This is a genomic window from Vreelandella zhuhanensis (assembly GCF_009793355.1).
GTDB classification, from domain to species: domain Bacteria; phylum Pseudomonadota; class Gammaproteobacteria; order Pseudomonadales; family Halomonadaceae; genus Vreelandella; species Vreelandella zhuhanensis.
On sequence record NZ_WTKP01000002.1, the window covers coordinates 178,513 to 195,093 of the forward strand.

Below are 16,581 nucleotides of genomic sequence, written 5' to 3' on the forward strand. Positions count from 1 at the left end.
ACAAGTCTCAGGCCACCGGCGCGACCTCGCGCCGGCTGGCCAGCCAGTTTCCAGCGATGGCGATTGTCATCACCGCAACGCCCGCGACTTCCGCCAGGAAGTTGGGATAAAACACCCCAACGATTGCCGGCACGATCAGCACCCTAGGTATCAATGACATCCGTGTGAACAGATACCCTTCCAGAACGGCGGCAAAGGCTCCTAGCGCCAGAATGGCGATCACTCCGTTCCAGATCACTATCGGCCAGGCCCCTCCCATGATGATTTCCGGATTGAAGACCATAAACAGCGGAATCAGATAAAGCCCCTTGGCAAACTTCCAGGCCTGGAAACCGGTCGCCATGGGCTTACTTCCGGCAATCGCCGCCCCGGCGAAACCGGCCAAGGCGATAGGCGGCGTCACGTTGGAATCCTGGGAATACCAGAACACCACGAGATGCGCGATCAGCAACGGAATACCGAACTCTGCGGTCAAGGCAGGCCCGACCAGCACGATCAACACGATGTAGCTTGCGGTCACCGGCAGCCCCATACCCAGCACCAGGCTGGCCAGCAGCACCATGAATAGCGCCAGGACGATATTGCCGCCGGAAAAGGCCATCATCATAGATGAGAACTTGAGCCCCAGCCCTGTCAGGCCAACCACCCCCACGATGATTCCGGCCACGGCGCAGGCCAGAGACACCGCGACTGCATTACGTGCCCCCAGTTCCAGACCTTGCACGAGTTTGACGATACCCGCCCACACCACATCCAGGGTGCTACGCAACGTCACCGCCTGCCCTTGCGCCGGTGCCACGAAAAAGAACCACGCTGCATAACGCAGCGCAGCCACCAGTACCATCGTGACCACGGCGTAATAACCCACCCGCATCGGCGACATGTTCATCGCCAAGAGGTATACCAATACCCCGAGCGGCAATAGAAAGTGCCAACCGTCGTGCATCACCTGGCGCATTTTCGGCAATTCGGAGCGCGGCATTCCCTGCATGCCTTGTTTCAGGGCAATGATATGCACGAAGAGATAGACGGTGGTGAAATACATGATCGCCGGCAGGATGCTCACCTTGACCACCTCGAGGTACGACACCCCAGTGTATTCGGCGATCAAGAAGGCCCCGGCCCCCATCAGTGGCGGCATGATCTGGCCACCGGTGGAAGCCGCCGCTTCGATCCCTCCCGCCTGATGCGGTTTGTAACCCAGACGCTTCATCAGCGGAATGGTAAAAGCGCCGGTAGTCACCACATTGGCGATGGCGCTGCCGGAAATCGATCCCATGCCCGCCGAGGCCAACACCGCCGCCTTGGCGGGGCCACCGCGCTGGCGTCCGGTGGCGGAATACGCCATATCGATGAAGAACTTTCCCGCTCCGGTACTTTCCAGAAAAGCGCCGAACAACACGAACACGAAGATATAGGTCGCCGCTACCCCCAGTGGCAACCCGAAAATACCTTCCTGGCCCAGATAGAGCTGGCCCACCAGACGGTCAACGTTATAGCCGCGATGTTCGAGAATCCCGGGCAAGAAAGTTCCCAGCCACGGAAGCTCGCCGCGTGGCCCGGCAAAGGCATAGAAAATCGCCGTCAAGCCGATAACGGTCATTCCCAGCCCCACTGCGCGACGGCTGGCTTCAAGTACCGTCACCACGGCGATACCGCCCACCACGATATCGGTCTGGCTCCAGAAACCCGCTCGGCTGATGATCTCATCCAGAAACAAAGCCAAATAACCGCCGGTAACCAAGGCACCGGCAAAAAATACAAGATCGATTGCTCCACCCAATACGCCGCGTTTACGGCGTGGGCCAAACACCGGAAACAGCAGAAACGCCAGCATCATGATCAACATCAAGTGAATGCTGCGCTGGTAGAACAGGCCCAATGGCTGGATACCAGCGGAATAAAGCTGGAACAGTGACAAGGCCACGGCTACCAGGGAGATCGCCCACATGATCGGGCGGGGCTGCAGGACTTGCCCCCCCGAGGCACTGGCGGTGGAAGGGTAAAGATCACTCATGCAGCAGCCTCTCAAGAGCTGTTACCAGCAGAATGCGCCGGCAAACGAAAAGGGAAATTTCAAGGGTCGGTTTGGAGCTGAATAGTCACTGCCTGATCTGCAGCCTGCTCGCTAAGACTGATCCGACGCCCTTCATGCAGCAGGCGATGATTCACTGCAAGCGAACCGACTCGCAAGCGATAGCGATTGCCGGGAACGGGTTCGTTGATGTCTTCGATCCAGTAACCCCCGTCGCCATCCGACACCTGGCGGCCTCGGCCCAGTACATGGCCGAGGCCGGCGGCGAAGTCAGGCTGGTGGCTGCGTTCAAGCACCATGCGCCCGGCATGGTGCCGATAGCAATCCTGCACTCGAATACCGGTCACCGAGTGATTCCACTCCAGGCACCAGGTCGCGCCTTCCGGCATGGGGATACTGACCAACGTATCCCCTTGCGTATTGCGCACCACCAATGCCGCCTCAACCTTCGACTGCGCCATGGACGCCCAGGCGCCGCCGCTATTCAACAAAGCACTGGTCCACAGGGCGCCAGCCACTAGCAAGCTGAAGATGGCCAGGCGACTCATCGCGCTGCTTAAGAAGCCACGATGAGTCGAACGTTCAGGCATGCTTACTTGCGCTGATGGTCGGCAATCTCAGCACCGACCTCTTCGTAGTAGCGCAAGGCTCCCGGATGAAAAGCAATCGGCGTGGAGTTGACGCTGAACTTCACCGTGGTGTCATTGGCCGCCGGATGAATCGCAATCAGGTCTTCGGTTTCTTCGAACAGCAGCTTGGTGACTTGATAGGCCAGCTCCTCGTCCATTTCGCTGTTCGTCACCAGCACGTTGGGAATGCTGACGGTCTGAACGGCTTCATCCATGCCCTCGTAAAGGCCTGCGCGCAGCTCGTATGCAGCAAATACCGGTTCTTCTTCCTTAGCATTGGCGATTTCTTCATCGGAAAGCCCGACCAAGCGGATATCCCTGGTGGTCGCCAGGTTGAGGATCGAACTGGTCGGTGGACCCACGCTCCAGAAGCCGGCAGCGATATCGCCGTCACGAAGGGCATCTGCGGTCTCGTTGAAGTTCAGGCGTCGCGGGTCGAAGTCATCATAACTGATGCCGTTAGCCTCGAGCAGGGTCTGAGCGTTGACCTCGGTACCACTGCCCGGGGCGCCCACGGAAACCGTCTTGCCCTCGAGATCGGAAAGCGACTCGATACCCGAGTCGGCCAGGGTTACCAGCTGCACGGCGTTGGGGTAGATGGACGCCAGTGCCCGGATGTTTTCAAGCTGCCGATCTTCGAAATCGCCGGTGCCGTTATAGGCCGCATACACCGTATCGGCCAGCGCCAGAGCGATATCGGAATCGCCGCGCCACACAAGCCCCATGTTTTCCACGGAGGCGCCGGTGACTTCGGCAACCGCACTGACTCCTTCAATGTGGTTGTTGATAAGCTCGGCCAGGCCGCCACCGTAAGGGTAATAAGTGCCGCCCGTGCCCCCCGTGGCAATGGAAAGCTGCTGCGCAGATGCCGGTAGCGCCACGGCCAGAAGAGATGCCGCCGCTGCATATTTGAGAACGCTCATTATGCTTCCTCCATCCTGATTGGACTTGTTGGTTTCGATGACGAAAAGGAAATGGGAAGACATTTTCTATCACCGCACCTTCTATCAAGCGGTGACAAAGAAACACCTTGATTCGAAATTAGCACGGCTTGTGCGTTGGATGCCAATGGCTTGCGTTAACATGACCAATGATTTAAGTGAGTAGTGCGACGGGAGAGGAGCATGTTCAAGAGGGAAGATTGCATGGACAAGTGTCCATGACGACTTGGGAAGCTATCGCTCTGGTGGGCATTGGAATTATCGCGGGGTTCATCAACGTCCTTTCCGCCGGCGGGTCGATGCTGACTTTGCCGCTGCTGATGTTTCTGGGCTTGCCCCCTCAGGTGGCCAACGGCACCAACCGTGTGGCGATCGTGCTGCAAAGCGTGTCGGCTGTGGGCAATTTCCTGCGTGCCGGGGCCTCGCATATCGGCCTGAGCTTGCGCCTTTCCGTACCCGCCGTGGCCGGTTCACTCCTTGGGGCCTGGCTAGCGCTGCACGTCAGCGATGTACTCTTCGAAGCTATCCTGATCGCCGTCATGGCCGGCTCCGCGGCAATGATGGTATTGCCCCAGCCAAGGCTGGGTACACGCCCATTGACACCCGAGCGTCTGACGCTACCCATCTACGCGGCAATGTTTCTGATCGGCATCTATGGTGGCTTCATTCAGGTCGGTGTGGGGCTCTTGTTTATCGTCGTGCTCTACCGTCTGCTCAAGATCGACCTGGCCCAGGTGAATGTGTTCAAGGTCTTCATCATCCTGATCTACAGCCTTCCCGCCCTGGCGTTATTCATATGGTTCGACCAGGTCCGCTGGAATTACGGTCTGCTGCTGGCGCTGGGCAGCATGACCGGTGCCTGGCTTGCGGTTAAAGTCAACATGAGCCCAAGGGGGGCGCTATGGATCAAGCGCCTGACGCTAGCCGTGATCACCGCGATCTTGCTGCGTTTACTGCTCGGCTAACGATATTATGCAGGCAATAACGGTAAGTTTGCCTAGCTTACTTACCAACCGAACGCACGTTCCATTATGATGGTGGGAAAATTTCGGTTATTTGCTGTTTTATGGACACAATACCTTTATGGACAACACTCCCCGACAAAATCTAGGCATCAGTGCCTACCGCTGGTTGAAAAACGACATCATCAGAGGCGTCTATCAACCCGGTGAAAAACTGTTGATGAGCCGCCTGAAAGATACCTACAACTTAGGTATCGGCCCACTGCGTGAAGCCCTTTCGCAACTTGTGGCGGAACATCTGGTGGTGGCGATCAGCCAACGTGGTTATCGAGTCGCGCCCATGTCGCTCGCCGAACTGCAAGATATCTACGACGCCCGCGCCCAGCTCGAAGCCATGGTTCTGAGGCTGGGCATCGAACGCGGTGACGATATATGGGAAGCGCAAATTCTGGCCAAGGCCCATGCGTTGGCCAAGGTCACCGAGGTCAACACACCGGATGACCTCCTGGAGATATGGGATTCCAGGCATAAAGATTTTCATAGTGCCATTGCCGCCGGGTGCAATTCGCCGCATTTGCTCCAGGTCCGCGAAGGCTTGTTCGACAAGGTGGAGCGTTATCGCCACCTCTGGCTACGGGAAACGGTATTTTCCGATGCCGCCCTTGAAAAAAAGCGCCAGGAACACGCCGCTCTGGTCGACGTCATCTTGGCACGAGATACCCAGCTTGCAACCGATATGATGCGGGAACACCTGATGACGCCGGTGCCCATCATCACCGAGGTCATGCGCCGCCAAGGCATGGCTTGAAAACAGCCTGGTAAAAATGTAGAAATTTTAAAATAATAGCGATACATTGATACTATGCTGGGTTTTGAGGTGGTTTATCGTCACCCGAATCCTTTTGCCTGGATCACGCCAAGGAGTTACGCCATGACCCATTTCAACTGGGATGACCCCCTACTGCTGGAACAGCAACTGAGCGAGGAAGAGCGCCAGATCCGCGACGCCGCCTATGACTATTGCCAGGAAAAACTGCAACCCCGCGTGCTGAGCGCCTTTCGTGAAGAACGTTTCGACCGTGAAATCATGACCGAAATGGGTGAACTGGGCCTGCTCGGCGCTACGGTTTCACCCGAATACGGCGGTGCCGGAGTCAATCACGTGGCCTATGGTTTGATCGCTCGAGAAGTCGAGCGGGTGGATTCCGGCTACCGCTCGGCGATGAGCGTGCAGTCCTCGCTGGTCATGTACCCCATCGAAGCCTATGGCTCGGAAGAGCAGAAGCAAAAATTTCTGCCCAAGCTTGCCAGCGGTGAAATGGTCGGCTGTTTCGGTCTGACCGAACCCGACCATGGTTCCGACCCCGGCTCGATGATTACACGGGCCGAGAAAGTCGACGGCGGTTATCGCCTCACCGGCCAGAAAATGTGGATCACCAACAGCCCGATTGCCGATATCGCCGTGGTCTGGGCCAAGTCCGCCGCTCACGACAACCAGATCAAGGGATTCATCGTCGAGCGTGGTGCCGAGGGTTTCACCACGCCCAAGATCGAAGGCAAGGTCTCGCTACGCGCTTCGATTACCGGGGAAATCGTGCTGGATAACGCCTTCGTCCCGGAAGAAAACCTCTTGCCCAAGGTGGCAGGTCTGAAAGGTCCTTTCGGCTGCCTGAACAAGGCACGCTACGGCATTGCCTGGGGCGTGATGGGCAGTGCTGAGTTCTGCTGGCACGCGGCACGTCAGTACACCCTGGACCGCAAGCAGTTCGGCCGCCCCCTGGCCGCCAACCAGCTGATCCAGAAAAAACTCGCCGACATGCAGACCGATGTCACCCTAAGTCTGCAGGCGGCGCTTCAGGTCGGGCGCTTGATGGATAGCGGTAACTGGGCACCGGAAATGGTCTCGCTGATCAAGCGCAACAATTGCGGCAAGGCGCTGGATATCGCCCGTCAGTCCCGCGACATGCACGGCGGCAACGGTGTCTCCGATGAGTACGGCGTGATCCGGCATATGGTCAACCTGGAGTCGGTCAACACCTACGAAGGCACCCATGATGTTCACGCCTTGATTCTGGGCCGCACCCAGACCGGCATTCAGGCGTTTTTCTGAATGGATGAGCCCATGAACGCTACCTCTACACCCAAGCCGCTGGCCGGGGTCAAGGTGCTCGATCTTTCCCGAGTGCTGGCCGGCCCTTGGTGCGGCCAGTTGCTGGCTGACATGGGCGCCGACGTGATCAAGGTCGAGCGCCCCGGCAGCGGCGACGATACCCGCCACTGGGGGCCGCCGTGGCTCCCGGGCACCCGGGAGTCCGCGTATTACCTCTCCGCCAATCGCGGCAAGCGCTCGGTCACGGTGGACATGGCCAGGCCCGAAGGCCAACAGTTGATCAAACAGCTGGTGGCCCAGTCCGACGTCCTGCTGGAAAATTTCAAGGTCGGCGGACTGGCGAAATACGGCCTGGATTACCCGAGTCTCAAGGGCGAAAACCCGCGGTTGATCTACTGCTCGATCACGGGTTTCGGGCAAAAAAGTCCTTATTCTCACCGTGCCGGCTACGATTTCATGATTCAAGCCATGGGCGGCATCATGAGCCTGACCGGCCAACCGGACGATGCTCCCGGAGGCGGGCCAGTGAAAACCGGTGTGGCCACGGCCGACATCTTTACCGGCCTGTATGCCGCCAATGCGATTCTCGCGGCCCTGTTTCAACGCGAACGCAGCAATAGCGGTACCCATATCGACATGGCGCTGATGGATGTTCAAGTCGGGGTGCTCGCCAATCAGGCATTGAACTACCTGACCTCTCATCAGGTGCCGCAACGCCTGGGCAACGCCCATCCCAATATCGTGCCTTATCAAGCGTTCGCCACGGCGGACGGCCATATGATCCTTGCGGTGGGCAACGACGACCAGTTCAAACGCTGCTGCACGGTGCTCGAACTGGGTGCACTGTCCCATGATCCGCGCTTTGCCAGCAACGGCGCCCGAGTGGCTAACCGCGAACAACTGATACCTACCCTTCAGGCGGCCTTCTTGCGTCATGACACCGCGCATTGGCTGGCGGCGCTAGAAGCCGTAGGAGTGCCCAGCGGGCCGATCAACACCCTGGACCGGGTCTTCGATGACCCCCATGTCAAGGCACGCCAACTCAAGCAGACCTTGCCTCACCCTCAAGCCGGACAAGTGGACCTGGTTTCCAACCCGATTCGCTTCAATGATGTTGCCTTGAATGCCGACATGCCCCCGCCCGGCCTGGGTCAACATACCCAGCAGGTCCTTGAAGAAATGTTGCAACTCGATGCGCAACAAATCGCCACCCTGAAACAACAAGGCATCATCTGACGCTTGATCGAAGGTGCCATTGCTTCCAAGTTTCGTAACTCGGGACAGACCTGCGTATGCACCAATCGTTTTCTGATCCAGGCCGGGGTATATGACGCCTTTGCCGAAAAGTTAGCCGCTCGAGTGGCCTCGCTATTTCGCTTTGAAACGGTTGGCGAGGCCATCGCCATGGCCAACGCCACCGAATTCGGTCTGGCCGCTTATTTCTATGCCCGCGATTACAAGCGTATCTGGCATGTGATGGAAGGCCTGGAATATGGCATGGTGGCAGTCAACGAGAGCATTCTCTCGACCGAATTGGCGCCCTTTGGTGGCGTCAAGGAATCGGGCCTGGGTCGCGAAGGGTCGCACCATGGCCTGGATGAATACACTGAACTAAAATATGTCTGTATCGGCGGTCTGTGATCGCCCAAGCACGTTCCAAACAAGGAGTCAGGATGAACAACGCACAGCTCAACGAACTCAAGCAGAAATATGTCGCCCATGGCGCCGCCAGCCCTGCCACCCAATTCGCCGATCATGCTGAAAATGCCGAACTCTGGGATGCGGACGGCACACGCTTTATCGACTTCGCCGGCGGTATCGGGGTACTGAACGTCGGGCACCGCCACCCCAAGGTGGTGGAAGCGATCAAGGCCCAACTCGATAAACTCATGCATACCTGCCAGACGGTAATGCCTTACGAAGGCTACGTGAAGGTGGCGGAGAAACTCAGCCATATCACCCCGGTGCGCGGTCACGCCAAGGTGATGCTGGCCAACTCCGGCGCCGAGGCCCTGGAAAATGCGGTCAAGATCGCTCGTGCCGCCACTGGCAAGAACAACGTGATCTGCTTCGACGGCGGCTACCACGGCCGCACCTTCATGACCATGGCAATGAACGGCAAGGTCGCGCCCTACCAGACCGACTTTGGCAGCATGCCGGGCAACGTTTTTCGCGCGCCTTATCCGGTGCCGTATCATGGTGTCAGTGAAGATGAAGCCCTGCGTGGCCTGAAGATGACACTCAAAACCGATGCCAATCCCAAGGATACCGCCGCTATCGTTCTCGAGCCGGTGCTTGGTGAAGGCGGCTTCTATCCGGCGCCGACAAGCTTCTTGAAAGCCATTCGTGAGATTTGCGACGAACACGGCATTCTGATGATCGTCGACGAAGTGCAGAGCGGTTTCGGGCGCACCGGCAAGATGTTCGCCATCGAGCACAGCGGCGTGGAGCCGGACATCATCACCATGGCCAAGAGCATGGCCGATGGCATGCCGATCTCGGCCATCGTGGGTACCGACAAGCACATGGATGCCTCCGGCCCCAATTCACTGGGCGGCACCTACACCGGCAGTCCGACCGCCTGTGCTGCGGCCTTGGCGGTGATGGAAGTATTCGAGGAAGAAAACATTCTCGAAAAGAGCCAGGCGCTAGGCGACAAGCTGGCCAAGCGTTTCGCCAAGTGGCAGGAAAGTTACGACTGCATCGATAATGCCCGTAACATGGGTGCCATGGCAGCATTTGATCTGATATCGGACAAAGCCAACCACACCCCGGATGCCAACCTCGCCGGCGCCCTGTGCAAGAAAGCTCGCGAGAATGGGCTGATACTGCTTTCCTGCGGCCTGTACGGCAACACCATCCGCTTCTTGATGCCAGTCACTATCGAGGACAACATCCTCGAAGAAGGCCTGGATATCCTCGAAGCCTGCTTGAAAGAACTGGTCTGAAACGACTGAGCGTCTGACAAGCTGCCGAACCGGCCGTGTCGCCTACGCCCTCCCTGGGGCCGAGGCGGCACGGCCGGTTTTTTTTATTTTTCGGATGAAATTTAATGGCTTGCCGTTATTGTCGCGATCCGGCTCACTGCAATCGTGCTTCGCCAAGCACTTGGGTCAAGCGTTCCAGTACCTGGCCACTATGGCGCCAGAAGTGCCAGTACAGCGGAATCTCGAGTGGCTGTTCCGGGGCGAGGCTGGCGAGCAGGCCTTTTTCCACCCAGGGGGCCACCTGCATCCACGGCATCATGCCATATCCCATACCGGCGGCTGCCAGCCTGAGGAACCCTTCTGAAGAGGGACAGAGATGGTAAGGGAATGCGCCGTGGTAGCCGACCTGGGCCAGGAAGCGGTGCTGGAGCTGGTCGTGGGGGCCGAAGACGATGGCCGGGGCGCGCTGAAAGGCATCCGCCGACAACCCCTGGGAAAAGTAGCGCTCGATATAATCGGGCGTGGCGCAGGGGTGATACAGCATCTTGCCCAAGGGAACGCAGCGCGCCCCGGCGATGGGTTGCGCACTGGCACATAGACAGGCCGCGACATCACCGTCACGCAAGCGTTTCAAGCCGACGTCCTGATCCTCGATGACGATATCCAGCAACAGCCCCTCGGATTGGCAAAAGCGGCCGATCGTATCAGCCCACCAGGTCGCCAGACTATCGGCGTTAAGTGCGATGCGCAGGCGTGGCGAGGCCTCTTCAAGGGTGGGCAGCGTACCGCGCAGGTCGCGCTCCAGCAGTTGCACTTGCTGGTAATGGTTGAGTAGCCGGCGTCCCGCCGGTGTCGGCTGCAGGTGCGGGTGGCGCAGCAACACCGGTTGCCCCAGGCGAATTTCCAAGGCCTTGATGCGTTGAGAAACTGCCGACTGGGAAAGCCCCAGCGCGTCGCCGGCGCGCTCGAAACCGTCGCACTCGATGACCGTGGCCAAGGCTTCGAGCAATTTGTAGTCCAGCATGCGGTACCCAATATAAGAAAAACTGATGTGCCATTAGCAGGATGATTTTTAAGTATAACGGCTTGTCGCTATGCTTGCCGCCACAACAACCCAGGCGCGCCCCTGAGCGACCTGTTTCGTCGCAGGGTCGCAGCCAAGAGTGCAAGGATACGAGAAATGCTGGAAAGCTATCTCACGGGACTGCTGGTGTGCGGTGGGATCATCGTGGCCATCGGCGCGCAGAATGCCTATGTACTGGGCCTGGCGGTACGCCGTGAACACCACTGGTGGTCGGCCGGCCTGTGCATGAGCAGTGACCTGCTGCTGCTCACCGCGGGCATGTTCGGGGTCGGAGCACTGTTGCTGACCTTTCCCGATGCCATGGAAGTCATGCGTTGGCTGGGCGTAGCGTTTCTCGGCTGGTTGGCGGGCCAAGCCCTTTTCCGGGCGATTACCGGCAGGCAGGGGCTGGCATTATCGGCCTCCGGGGAGCGCAGCCTGAAGCAGGTGCTGCTCGCCACTCTGGCGGTAACGGTGCTCAACCCTCAAGTCTACCTGGATACCTTGTTGTTGATCCCGGCGGTCGGCGCCCAGCAGGAGAGCGCGGCTGTGTTCGTCGCCGGTGCCGGTACCGCTTCGATCCTCTGGTTCAGCCTGCTGGCCTGGGGCGGGTCAGCACTTTCGCCCTGGCTTTCGCGCCCTTGGGCCTGGCGCATGATCGACGGGGCCATCGGCCTGATGATGGCAGCGATTGCCTTCCACCTCGCCTTCAGTGGTCTAGGGAGTTAACGATTGCCGCAATGTCCGCATGAACTTGAGCGCGCTCATCTAGACACTCATAAAACCTACCTCGAACTTGAATAGAAAAATTCATAAAAGGCTAACTAAAATAATAATATATGATTAAAAAAATCTAATGCTTAGGCACTGCAAAAGTCACCAAACACCTAAGAGCATCTTAATATAGTTAGCTTATTTTATCCTTTCCCTATTCTATTATAACTTGCATCAACGTTTTTCAGGCAATCTCTCTCTACCTTAATAGGGACTAGGGAACGCCCTAAAGCTGTAAGCATTACGAAGGAGTCGCCAAATGCTAATGACCTCAACAAAAAATCTAAAAACTGCCTCAAGAACAATGCCGAGCACCAGCGTCCAGAGACCTTTTCGTACCTGTTTGCCGGAAGAGCAATTCTTGCTGGCCAGAGATCATGAAATCCAGGAACGCCACCGGTACCGGGGGTTTGAGCTGAGTTTCCTACCTCTCAACCCGGCCACCAGTCAACTGATGGCGATGCTTGGGCTCGAGTGCGAGCAACGACTGGCCAGCCTCGCCCAGACTGCCGGACACCTTCAGCTAGGCGTTGGCCTGGAAGAATGCGAGGTGCATGGCGTTATCCCGCCTGAAATGCGCAGACAACATTTTTTTGTGGTCAATGAAGACATGGCCTATCAGGCACTGAACCATGCCTTGGCTGCAGCACATCATTCTCATCAATTTTATGAGCTTCTGTTGAAATCATGCAGCACTCTGGAACTGCATGTCTTGCTAAAGGAATTCGTCACCCAAAAGAAAAATGCCTGCAGTATTCTCGAGGAAGTGCAAGACAGCCTAAGGCAGCTCGCCGGTTAAAGAAAACGGCTAAATAAAACAAAAGGTCTTGTCCGGCATCATCACGGTGGGCAAAAGAGTCGACTGTCGGTTGCCGGACACACCATAGAAACAGCTGCGAAATGCCATGGAGCCGTTGATGCCTGATTTTTCCTGGGGGAAGCCCTCGCCTGTTATCTCGTATCTTCCAAACCACACCGAAGAACGGCGCCTCGCCGCCTTGCATGCCACCGGCCTATTGGACACCCTGCCCGAAGAGCGCTTCGACCGACTGACGCGTCTGGCGTATCGTCTGTTCGAGGTGCCTATTGCATTGGTATCGATGGTGGATCGAGACCGTCAATGGTTCAAGTCATGCCAGGGGGTAAGCCTTCGGGAAACGCCACGCAATATCGCTTTCTGCTCTTGGGCGATCCAGAACGATGAACTCATGGAAGTGCCCGATACCCGCCTGGATGAGCGTTTTCGCGACAACCCCTTTGTGACCGGCCCACCGTATGTTCGTTTCTATGCAGGCCAGCCATTGCACCTGGCAACAGGCGAGAGGATTGGCACGCTCTGCCTGATAGAACCGGAGCCACGCCAGCTTCTGGCCCGAGAGAAGCAACTACTTTCAGACATTGCGCTGTTGGTCGAACAAGAGTTTTCCCTTGGCACCCAATATCCAACGGATAATATTACCGGGTGCCTGGAGGAGCTGGCGTTTACCCCCCGAGCCACGAACACCCTCGCCTTATGTCGACGTTACGACATCAATGCCGTGTTGATCAGAATACGCATCCTCAACATGGCGCGAATCGGTCAGCTTCATGGTGATGAAGATGGCGGCGAAGTTGGTAGTAACGAGAGCCATCAACTGCTTGAGCAGTTGGGTAAGACCATGGTGAAGATTGCTTCTCAAGCCGAGGTGGTCGGTCGTTATGGCAACGATACGGTCGCGGCGTTGTTAATGGATGCCACCCTAGGGGAAATCAGACTGCTGTGCGCGCAGCTTAAAGCCGCCCTACAGCGCTGGAACGGTCTGCGCCGCCCCGGCGAAACAAAGCTTTACTGTCATATTGAAGTGACTTCCGCCAGCCTCGACGACGAGGAAACCTTAGCGCACCTCTTTGAAGGCGAGTGGACGCACTATTTCACTATCGACGAGAGATGAGGGCCAAAAGCTGAATCTGATAGGTGATAACCGAGAATCGCCGCCCTTTAGACGGCGAGGAGGTCAATGGCTTTCACTTTCCTGGCCGGCGGTCGCCTTCGATGAAATTGGCCGTGAACGCCGCCTTGCCGTGGGTTTCATAGGCCCATTTCATGGTGTCCGAAATCACTCGCATCACCTCATCAAACTCACCGAATAACTGCGTGCTCATGCGGTTGGGATAGACCTCAAGGCCGCTTTGCTCTAGACGTTTGACGATTTCGCTCACGATGGGTTTGAAATCGTCGGTCAGGGGGTAATAGCTGAGTTGCGCGGAAAGATACATGATTCGTCTCCTTAATTTCTGGTTTTCAAGCGCTCCCAAGCCTTGAGCAACGCCTGTCGAGTTTCTTCTGGATGTTCCAACGGAAACATATGAGTACCCGGCACCATACTGAGCGCCACGCCACGTCGGCGTAACCGCCGAATGCGCGCGGGCGTCAACAAGTCCGACTCATCACCGGCAATCACATGGAGCGGCACTGCCGCGCGCTCGGGCAATCGCGATAGATGATCCGGCAAATGACGAAATATCTCGATTTCGACCGCTGGGTCAAATGTCAGCTCGGCTCTGCCGTCTTCCAGCACTCGGGTTCCTGCTTCAATGTAGTCGTGAAGTGCTTCGGGCGTAAAGCGGCGAAACAGCCCCCTTCGGCGCAATGAAATCGCCATGGTCTCGCGACTCGGCCATAGCGTACGCCGCCCCTGGGTTTTGCCTGCGGGCGTGATCCGATCAATGAAACCGAAACGTTTGGCGGCTTTCATGACCCAGGCGTCCATCCCCAGCATCAAGGGCGGGTCGAGCATGATGACGCCCATGAAGCGCTGAGGTTGTTTTTGCGCCGCCATGGCCATCAGGGTACCCCCCAGCGAGTGCCCTACCCCCAGCATCGGTGCCTGCGTCTCGGGCAGGTGAGCCAATAACTCATCCACCAGATTGGCCCAATTGTGGTTGACCGGAAATTGAGGATGGTGCCCAAGACGATCCACCGGGTGCAGATCGAATTTCTCGGCCAGAGGAGCCAGCAGGCTGCGATAGCTCAGGCCGGGAAAACCATTGGCATGGGCGAATACCAGCCGAGGCCGAGGAGAAGCAGGCGAAGACGTCATGGCGAACTCGTGATTGGCAAGTGAATCCAAAGGCTATCATACGACTGTTTTAACACCAGTCTTCAAAACTGTTATCGTCAAAACTGTCGTCAAAACAAGGAAAGCTGCGCCTCGGCACTCACGTCGGCCAGACGATAGCCCACTCCCAACAAGCGCACCGGCTTGCTGCCTCTTTGCCAGCCCACTTCCAACAGCATCTCGAACTGCGCCAGACTCGACACTGGAGCAACATGCTCCACCGTGGTCTGGGTGAAGTCGTTGAACTTCACCTTGAGGATTAGGCCGCGCACCTCACACGGCGGGTCAAGCCGCCCATGGCGGGCATCCAGATCGGCAAGCAGCTCCGGCAGGCGTGCTCGGCAGGCGGCCAGATCGGGCAAGTCTTGCGAATAAGTATGCTCGGTGCTTACCGACTTGCGTTCGCGCGAGGTGCGTACCGGCCGGTCGTCACGGCCCCAGCCGAGTTCATGCAAGCGATGCCCGAAGCGGCCGAAATGCTCCACCAGCTGAGCCAGCGAACGGCAGCGTAAATCAGCGCAGGTGGCGATCCCCAACTCAGCGAGTTTTCCCGCGGTACGTGGCCCCACCCCGTTGATACGTTTGACGGAAAGCGCCTGGACGAAGGCATCTACCTCCTCCGGAGGAATCACGCACAAGCCATCGGGTTTGTGCCAGTCGCTGGCCACCTTGGCCAGGAACTTGTTAGGCGCCACCCCAGCCGAGACAGTAATGCCCACTTCGCTTTCGACCCGATGACGTATCAGCTGAGCGATGCGCGTGGCACTGCCTTGGTAAAGGGTCGTGTCACTGACATCCAGAAATGCCTCATCCAACGACAGCGGCTCGACAAGCTCGGTAACATCGCGATAGATGGCGAAAACCTGATGCGCCACGGCCTTGTACTTGGCCATATCCCCGCGCATGAGGGTCAAGTGCGGGCAACGCTTGAGCGCCTGGGCGGTGGACATGGCAGAGTGGATACCGAACCGGCGCGCCGGATAGTTGCAGGTGGCAATCACCCCGCGCTGCTCGATACTCCCGCCGATTGCCAGCGGAATATCGCGCAGCGCGGGGTTGTCGCGCATTTCCACCGCGGCGAAGAAACAGTCACAATCGCAATGAATAATCTTGCGCCGGCTAACGTCCTGGTTCACTCCCTCGCCCTGAAAAGCTGTATATAATCACAGACTACCACGAATCAGGAATAGTGAAAGAGACGTCATAATCAAGCTTGATCAAGGCGCGGCCTTGAGCCTCTCGCTGCGCCGACGCAGAAACTCCATGGTAATCAACAGCAATGTCGAAAGCAGGATCAGAATGGTAGCCATCGCGGCGATGGCCGGGCTGATATTCTCGCGGATACCGGAAAACATCTGGATCGGCAGGGTACGCTCGGTGGGGCTGGCAATGAACAGCGCCACCACTACTTCATCAAAGGAAGTGGCGAAGGCGAACAACCCGCCGGAAACCATGCCCGGCACGATCTGCGGCAATACCACGGTGAAGAATACCCGTACCGGGCTGGCGCCCAGGCTTGCCCCTGCGCGCATCTGGTTGAAATCGAACCCTTGTAAAGTGGCATTCACGGTGATTACCACGAAAGGCACCCCCAGGACAGTATGCGCCAGCACCAGCCCCGTGTAAGAGTTGAGCAGGCCCACCTGAGCGAAGAAGAAATACATGCCCACCGCCACGATGACCAGCGGCACCACCATGGGCGAGATCAGAAGCGCGAGGATTAGGCCCTTGCCGGGGAAGTCCGCACGATTGAGCCCTACCGCCGCCAATGTGCCGAACGTCATGGCCAGCAATGTCGCCAGCGGCGCCACGATCAAGCTATTCTTGAGCGATTCCATCCACGGACCGTCACTGAAAATTTCTTCGTACCAGCGCAACGAGAAACCGGGCAGCGGATAAGTGAGAAAGGAGCCGCTGCTGAACGACAGCGGAATGATTACGAAGACCGGTGCAATCAGAAACAACAGGACCAGGCCGCAGGAACCGCGGAATATCCAGAACCAGAGCTTTTCCACCGGTGAGGCATAAGGAGGCAAGGCCAT

16 protein-coding genes and 1 pseudogene are annotated in these 16,581 nt (G+C 57.6%); 9 read left to right on the forward strand and 8 right to left on the reverse strand.

Annotation, left to right across the window (positions count from 1 at the left end; translation table 11 throughout):
* Window positions 1-7: 7 nt before the first annotated feature.
* The 3 genes from GPM19_RS03110 to GPM19_RS03120 all read right to left on the reverse strand — a co-directional run bounded on the left by GPM19_RS03110 (window position 8) and on the right by GPM19_RS03120 (window position 3,587).
* Window positions 8-2,017: a TRAP transporter permease gene (locus GPM19_RS03110; RefSeq protein WP_160417417.1), complete on the reverse strand. Its 2,010-nt coding sequence runs from the start codon at window positions 2,015-2,017 to the stop codon at window positions 8-10.
* A gap of 59 nt (window positions 2,018-2,076) precedes the next feature.
* Window positions 2,077-2,496 (reverse strand): DUF1850 domain-containing protein, encoded by a 420-nt coding sequence (locus GPM19_RS03115; RefSeq protein WP_160417643.1) that lies wholly within the window; start codon window positions 2,494-2,496, stop codon window positions 2,077-2,079.
* A 131-nt stretch (window positions 2,497-2,627) separates the two neighbouring features.
* Complete coding sequence (locus tag GPM19_RS03120; RefSeq protein ID WP_160417418.1) at window positions 2,628-3,587, reverse strand: TAXI family TRAP transporter solute-binding subunit; 960 nt, start codon at window positions 3,585-3,587, stop codon at window positions 2,628-2,630.
* A gap of 236 nt (window positions 3,588-3,823) precedes the next feature.
* Here GPM19_RS03120 and GPM19_RS03125 point away from each other — a divergent pair, with 236 nt between their 5' ends.
* The 6 genes and pseudogenes from GPM19_RS03125 (at window position 3,824) to gabT (ending at window position 9,625) form a co-directional block, all read left to right on the forward strand.
* On the forward strand, window positions 3,824-4,570 hold the full coding sequence (locus GPM19_RS03125; protein WP_160417419.1) for a sulfite exporter TauE/SafE family protein: 747 nt from the start codon (window positions 3,824-3,826) through the stop codon (window positions 4,568-4,570).
* A gap of 118 nt (window positions 4,571-4,688) precedes the next feature.
* The gene (gene csiR, locus GPM19_RS03130; protein ID WP_160417420.1) at window positions 4,689-5,375 is read left to right on the forward strand and encodes a DNA-binding transcriptional regulator CsiR; all 687 of its coding nucleotides are present in this window, start codon (window positions 4,689-4,691) and stop codon (window positions 5,373-5,375) included.
* Between the two features lie 123 nt (window positions 5,376-5,498).
* A complete protein-coding gene (locus GPM19_RS03135; protein ID WP_160417421.1) occupies window positions 5,499-6,677 on the forward strand; it encodes an acyl-CoA dehydrogenase in 1,179 nt (392 codons plus the stop codon).
* 12 nt (window positions 6,678-6,689) lie between these two features.
* Window positions 6,690-7,913, forward strand: coding sequence for a CaiB/BaiF CoA transferase family protein (locus GPM19_RS03140; protein ID WP_160417422.1), 1,224 nt, complete (start codon window positions 6,690-6,692; stop codon window positions 7,911-7,913).
* A gap of 6 nt (window positions 7,914-7,919) precedes the next feature.
* A pseudogene (locus GPM19_RS03145) lies at window positions 7,920-8,318 on the forward strand (aldehyde dehydrogenase family protein); the annotation flags it as partial.
* Window positions 8,319-8,350: 32 nt separating this feature from the next.
* Window positions 8,351-9,625 carry a 4-aminobutyrate--2-oxoglutarate transaminase gene (gene gabT, locus GPM19_RS03150; protein WP_160417423.1) on the forward strand — a complete coding sequence of 425 codons (1,275 nt, stop codon included), beginning with the start codon at window positions 8,351-8,353 and terminating at the stop codon, window positions 9,623-9,625.
* A 133-nt stretch (window positions 9,626-9,758) separates the two neighbouring features.
* On the opposite strand, the gene GPM19_RS03155 is transcribed toward gabT, so the two are convergent.
* Window positions 9,759-10,628 carry a LysR family transcriptional regulator ArgP gene (locus tag GPM19_RS03155; protein WP_160417424.1) on the reverse strand — a complete coding sequence of 290 codons (870 nt, stop codon included), beginning with the start codon at window positions 10,626-10,628 and terminating at the stop codon, window positions 9,759-9,761.
* A gap of 156 nt (window positions 10,629-10,784) precedes the next feature.
* On the opposite strand from GPM19_RS03155, the gene GPM19_RS03160 reads away from it, so the two are divergent.
* The 3 genes from GPM19_RS03160 (at window position 10,785) to GPM19_RS03170 (ending at window position 13,372) form a co-directional block, all read left to right on the forward strand.
* Window positions 10,785-11,396 carry a LysE/ArgO family amino acid transporter gene (locus GPM19_RS03160; RefSeq protein ID WP_160417425.1) on the forward strand — a complete coding sequence of 204 codons (612 nt, stop codon included), beginning with the start codon at window positions 10,785-10,787 and terminating at the stop codon, window positions 11,394-11,396.
* A gap of 406 nt (window positions 11,397-11,802) precedes the next feature.
* Window positions 11,803-12,240: a hypothetical protein gene (locus GPM19_RS03165; RefSeq protein WP_160417426.1), complete on the forward strand. Its 438-nt coding sequence runs from the start codon at window positions 11,803-11,805 to the stop codon at window positions 12,238-12,240.
* 118 nt (window positions 12,241-12,358) lie between these two features.
* The gene (locus tag GPM19_RS03170; protein ID WP_160417427.1) at window positions 12,359-13,372 is read left to right on the forward strand and encodes a sensor domain-containing diguanylate cyclase; all 1,014 of its coding nucleotides are present in this window, start codon (window positions 12,359-12,361) and stop codon (window positions 13,370-13,372) included.
* Between the two features lie 73 nt (window positions 13,373-13,445).
* Here GPM19_RS03170 and GPM19_RS03175 read toward each other — a convergent pair whose 3' ends face one another.
* The 4 genes from GPM19_RS03175 to GPM19_RS03190 all read right to left on the reverse strand — a co-directional run bounded on the left by GPM19_RS03175 (window position 13,446) and on the right by GPM19_RS03190 (window position 16,581).
* A complete protein-coding gene (locus GPM19_RS03175; RefSeq protein ID WP_160417428.1) occupies window positions 13,446-13,697 on the reverse strand; it encodes a YkoF family thiamine/hydroxymethylpyrimidine-binding protein in 252 nt (83 codons plus the stop codon).
* A gap of 11 nt (window positions 13,698-13,708) precedes the next feature.
* The gene (locus GPM19_RS03180) at window positions 13,709-14,521 is read right to left on the reverse strand and encodes an alpha/beta fold hydrolase (RefSeq protein ID WP_160417429.1); all 813 of its coding nucleotides are present in this window, start codon (window positions 14,519-14,521) and stop codon (window positions 13,709-13,711) included.
* 89 nt (window positions 14,522-14,610) lie between these two features.
* The gene (dinB, locus tag GPM19_RS03185; RefSeq protein ID WP_160417430.1) at window positions 14,611-15,675 is read right to left on the reverse strand and encodes a DNA polymerase IV; all 1,065 of its coding nucleotides are present in this window, start codon (window positions 15,673-15,675) and stop codon (window positions 14,611-14,613) included.
* An 81-nt stretch (window positions 15,676-15,756) separates the two neighbouring features.
* Window positions 15,757-16,581 carry an ABC transporter permease gene (locus GPM19_RS03190; protein ID WP_160417431.1) on the reverse strand — a complete coding sequence of 275 codons (825 nt, stop codon included), beginning with the start codon at window positions 16,579-16,581 and terminating at the stop codon, window positions 15,757-15,759.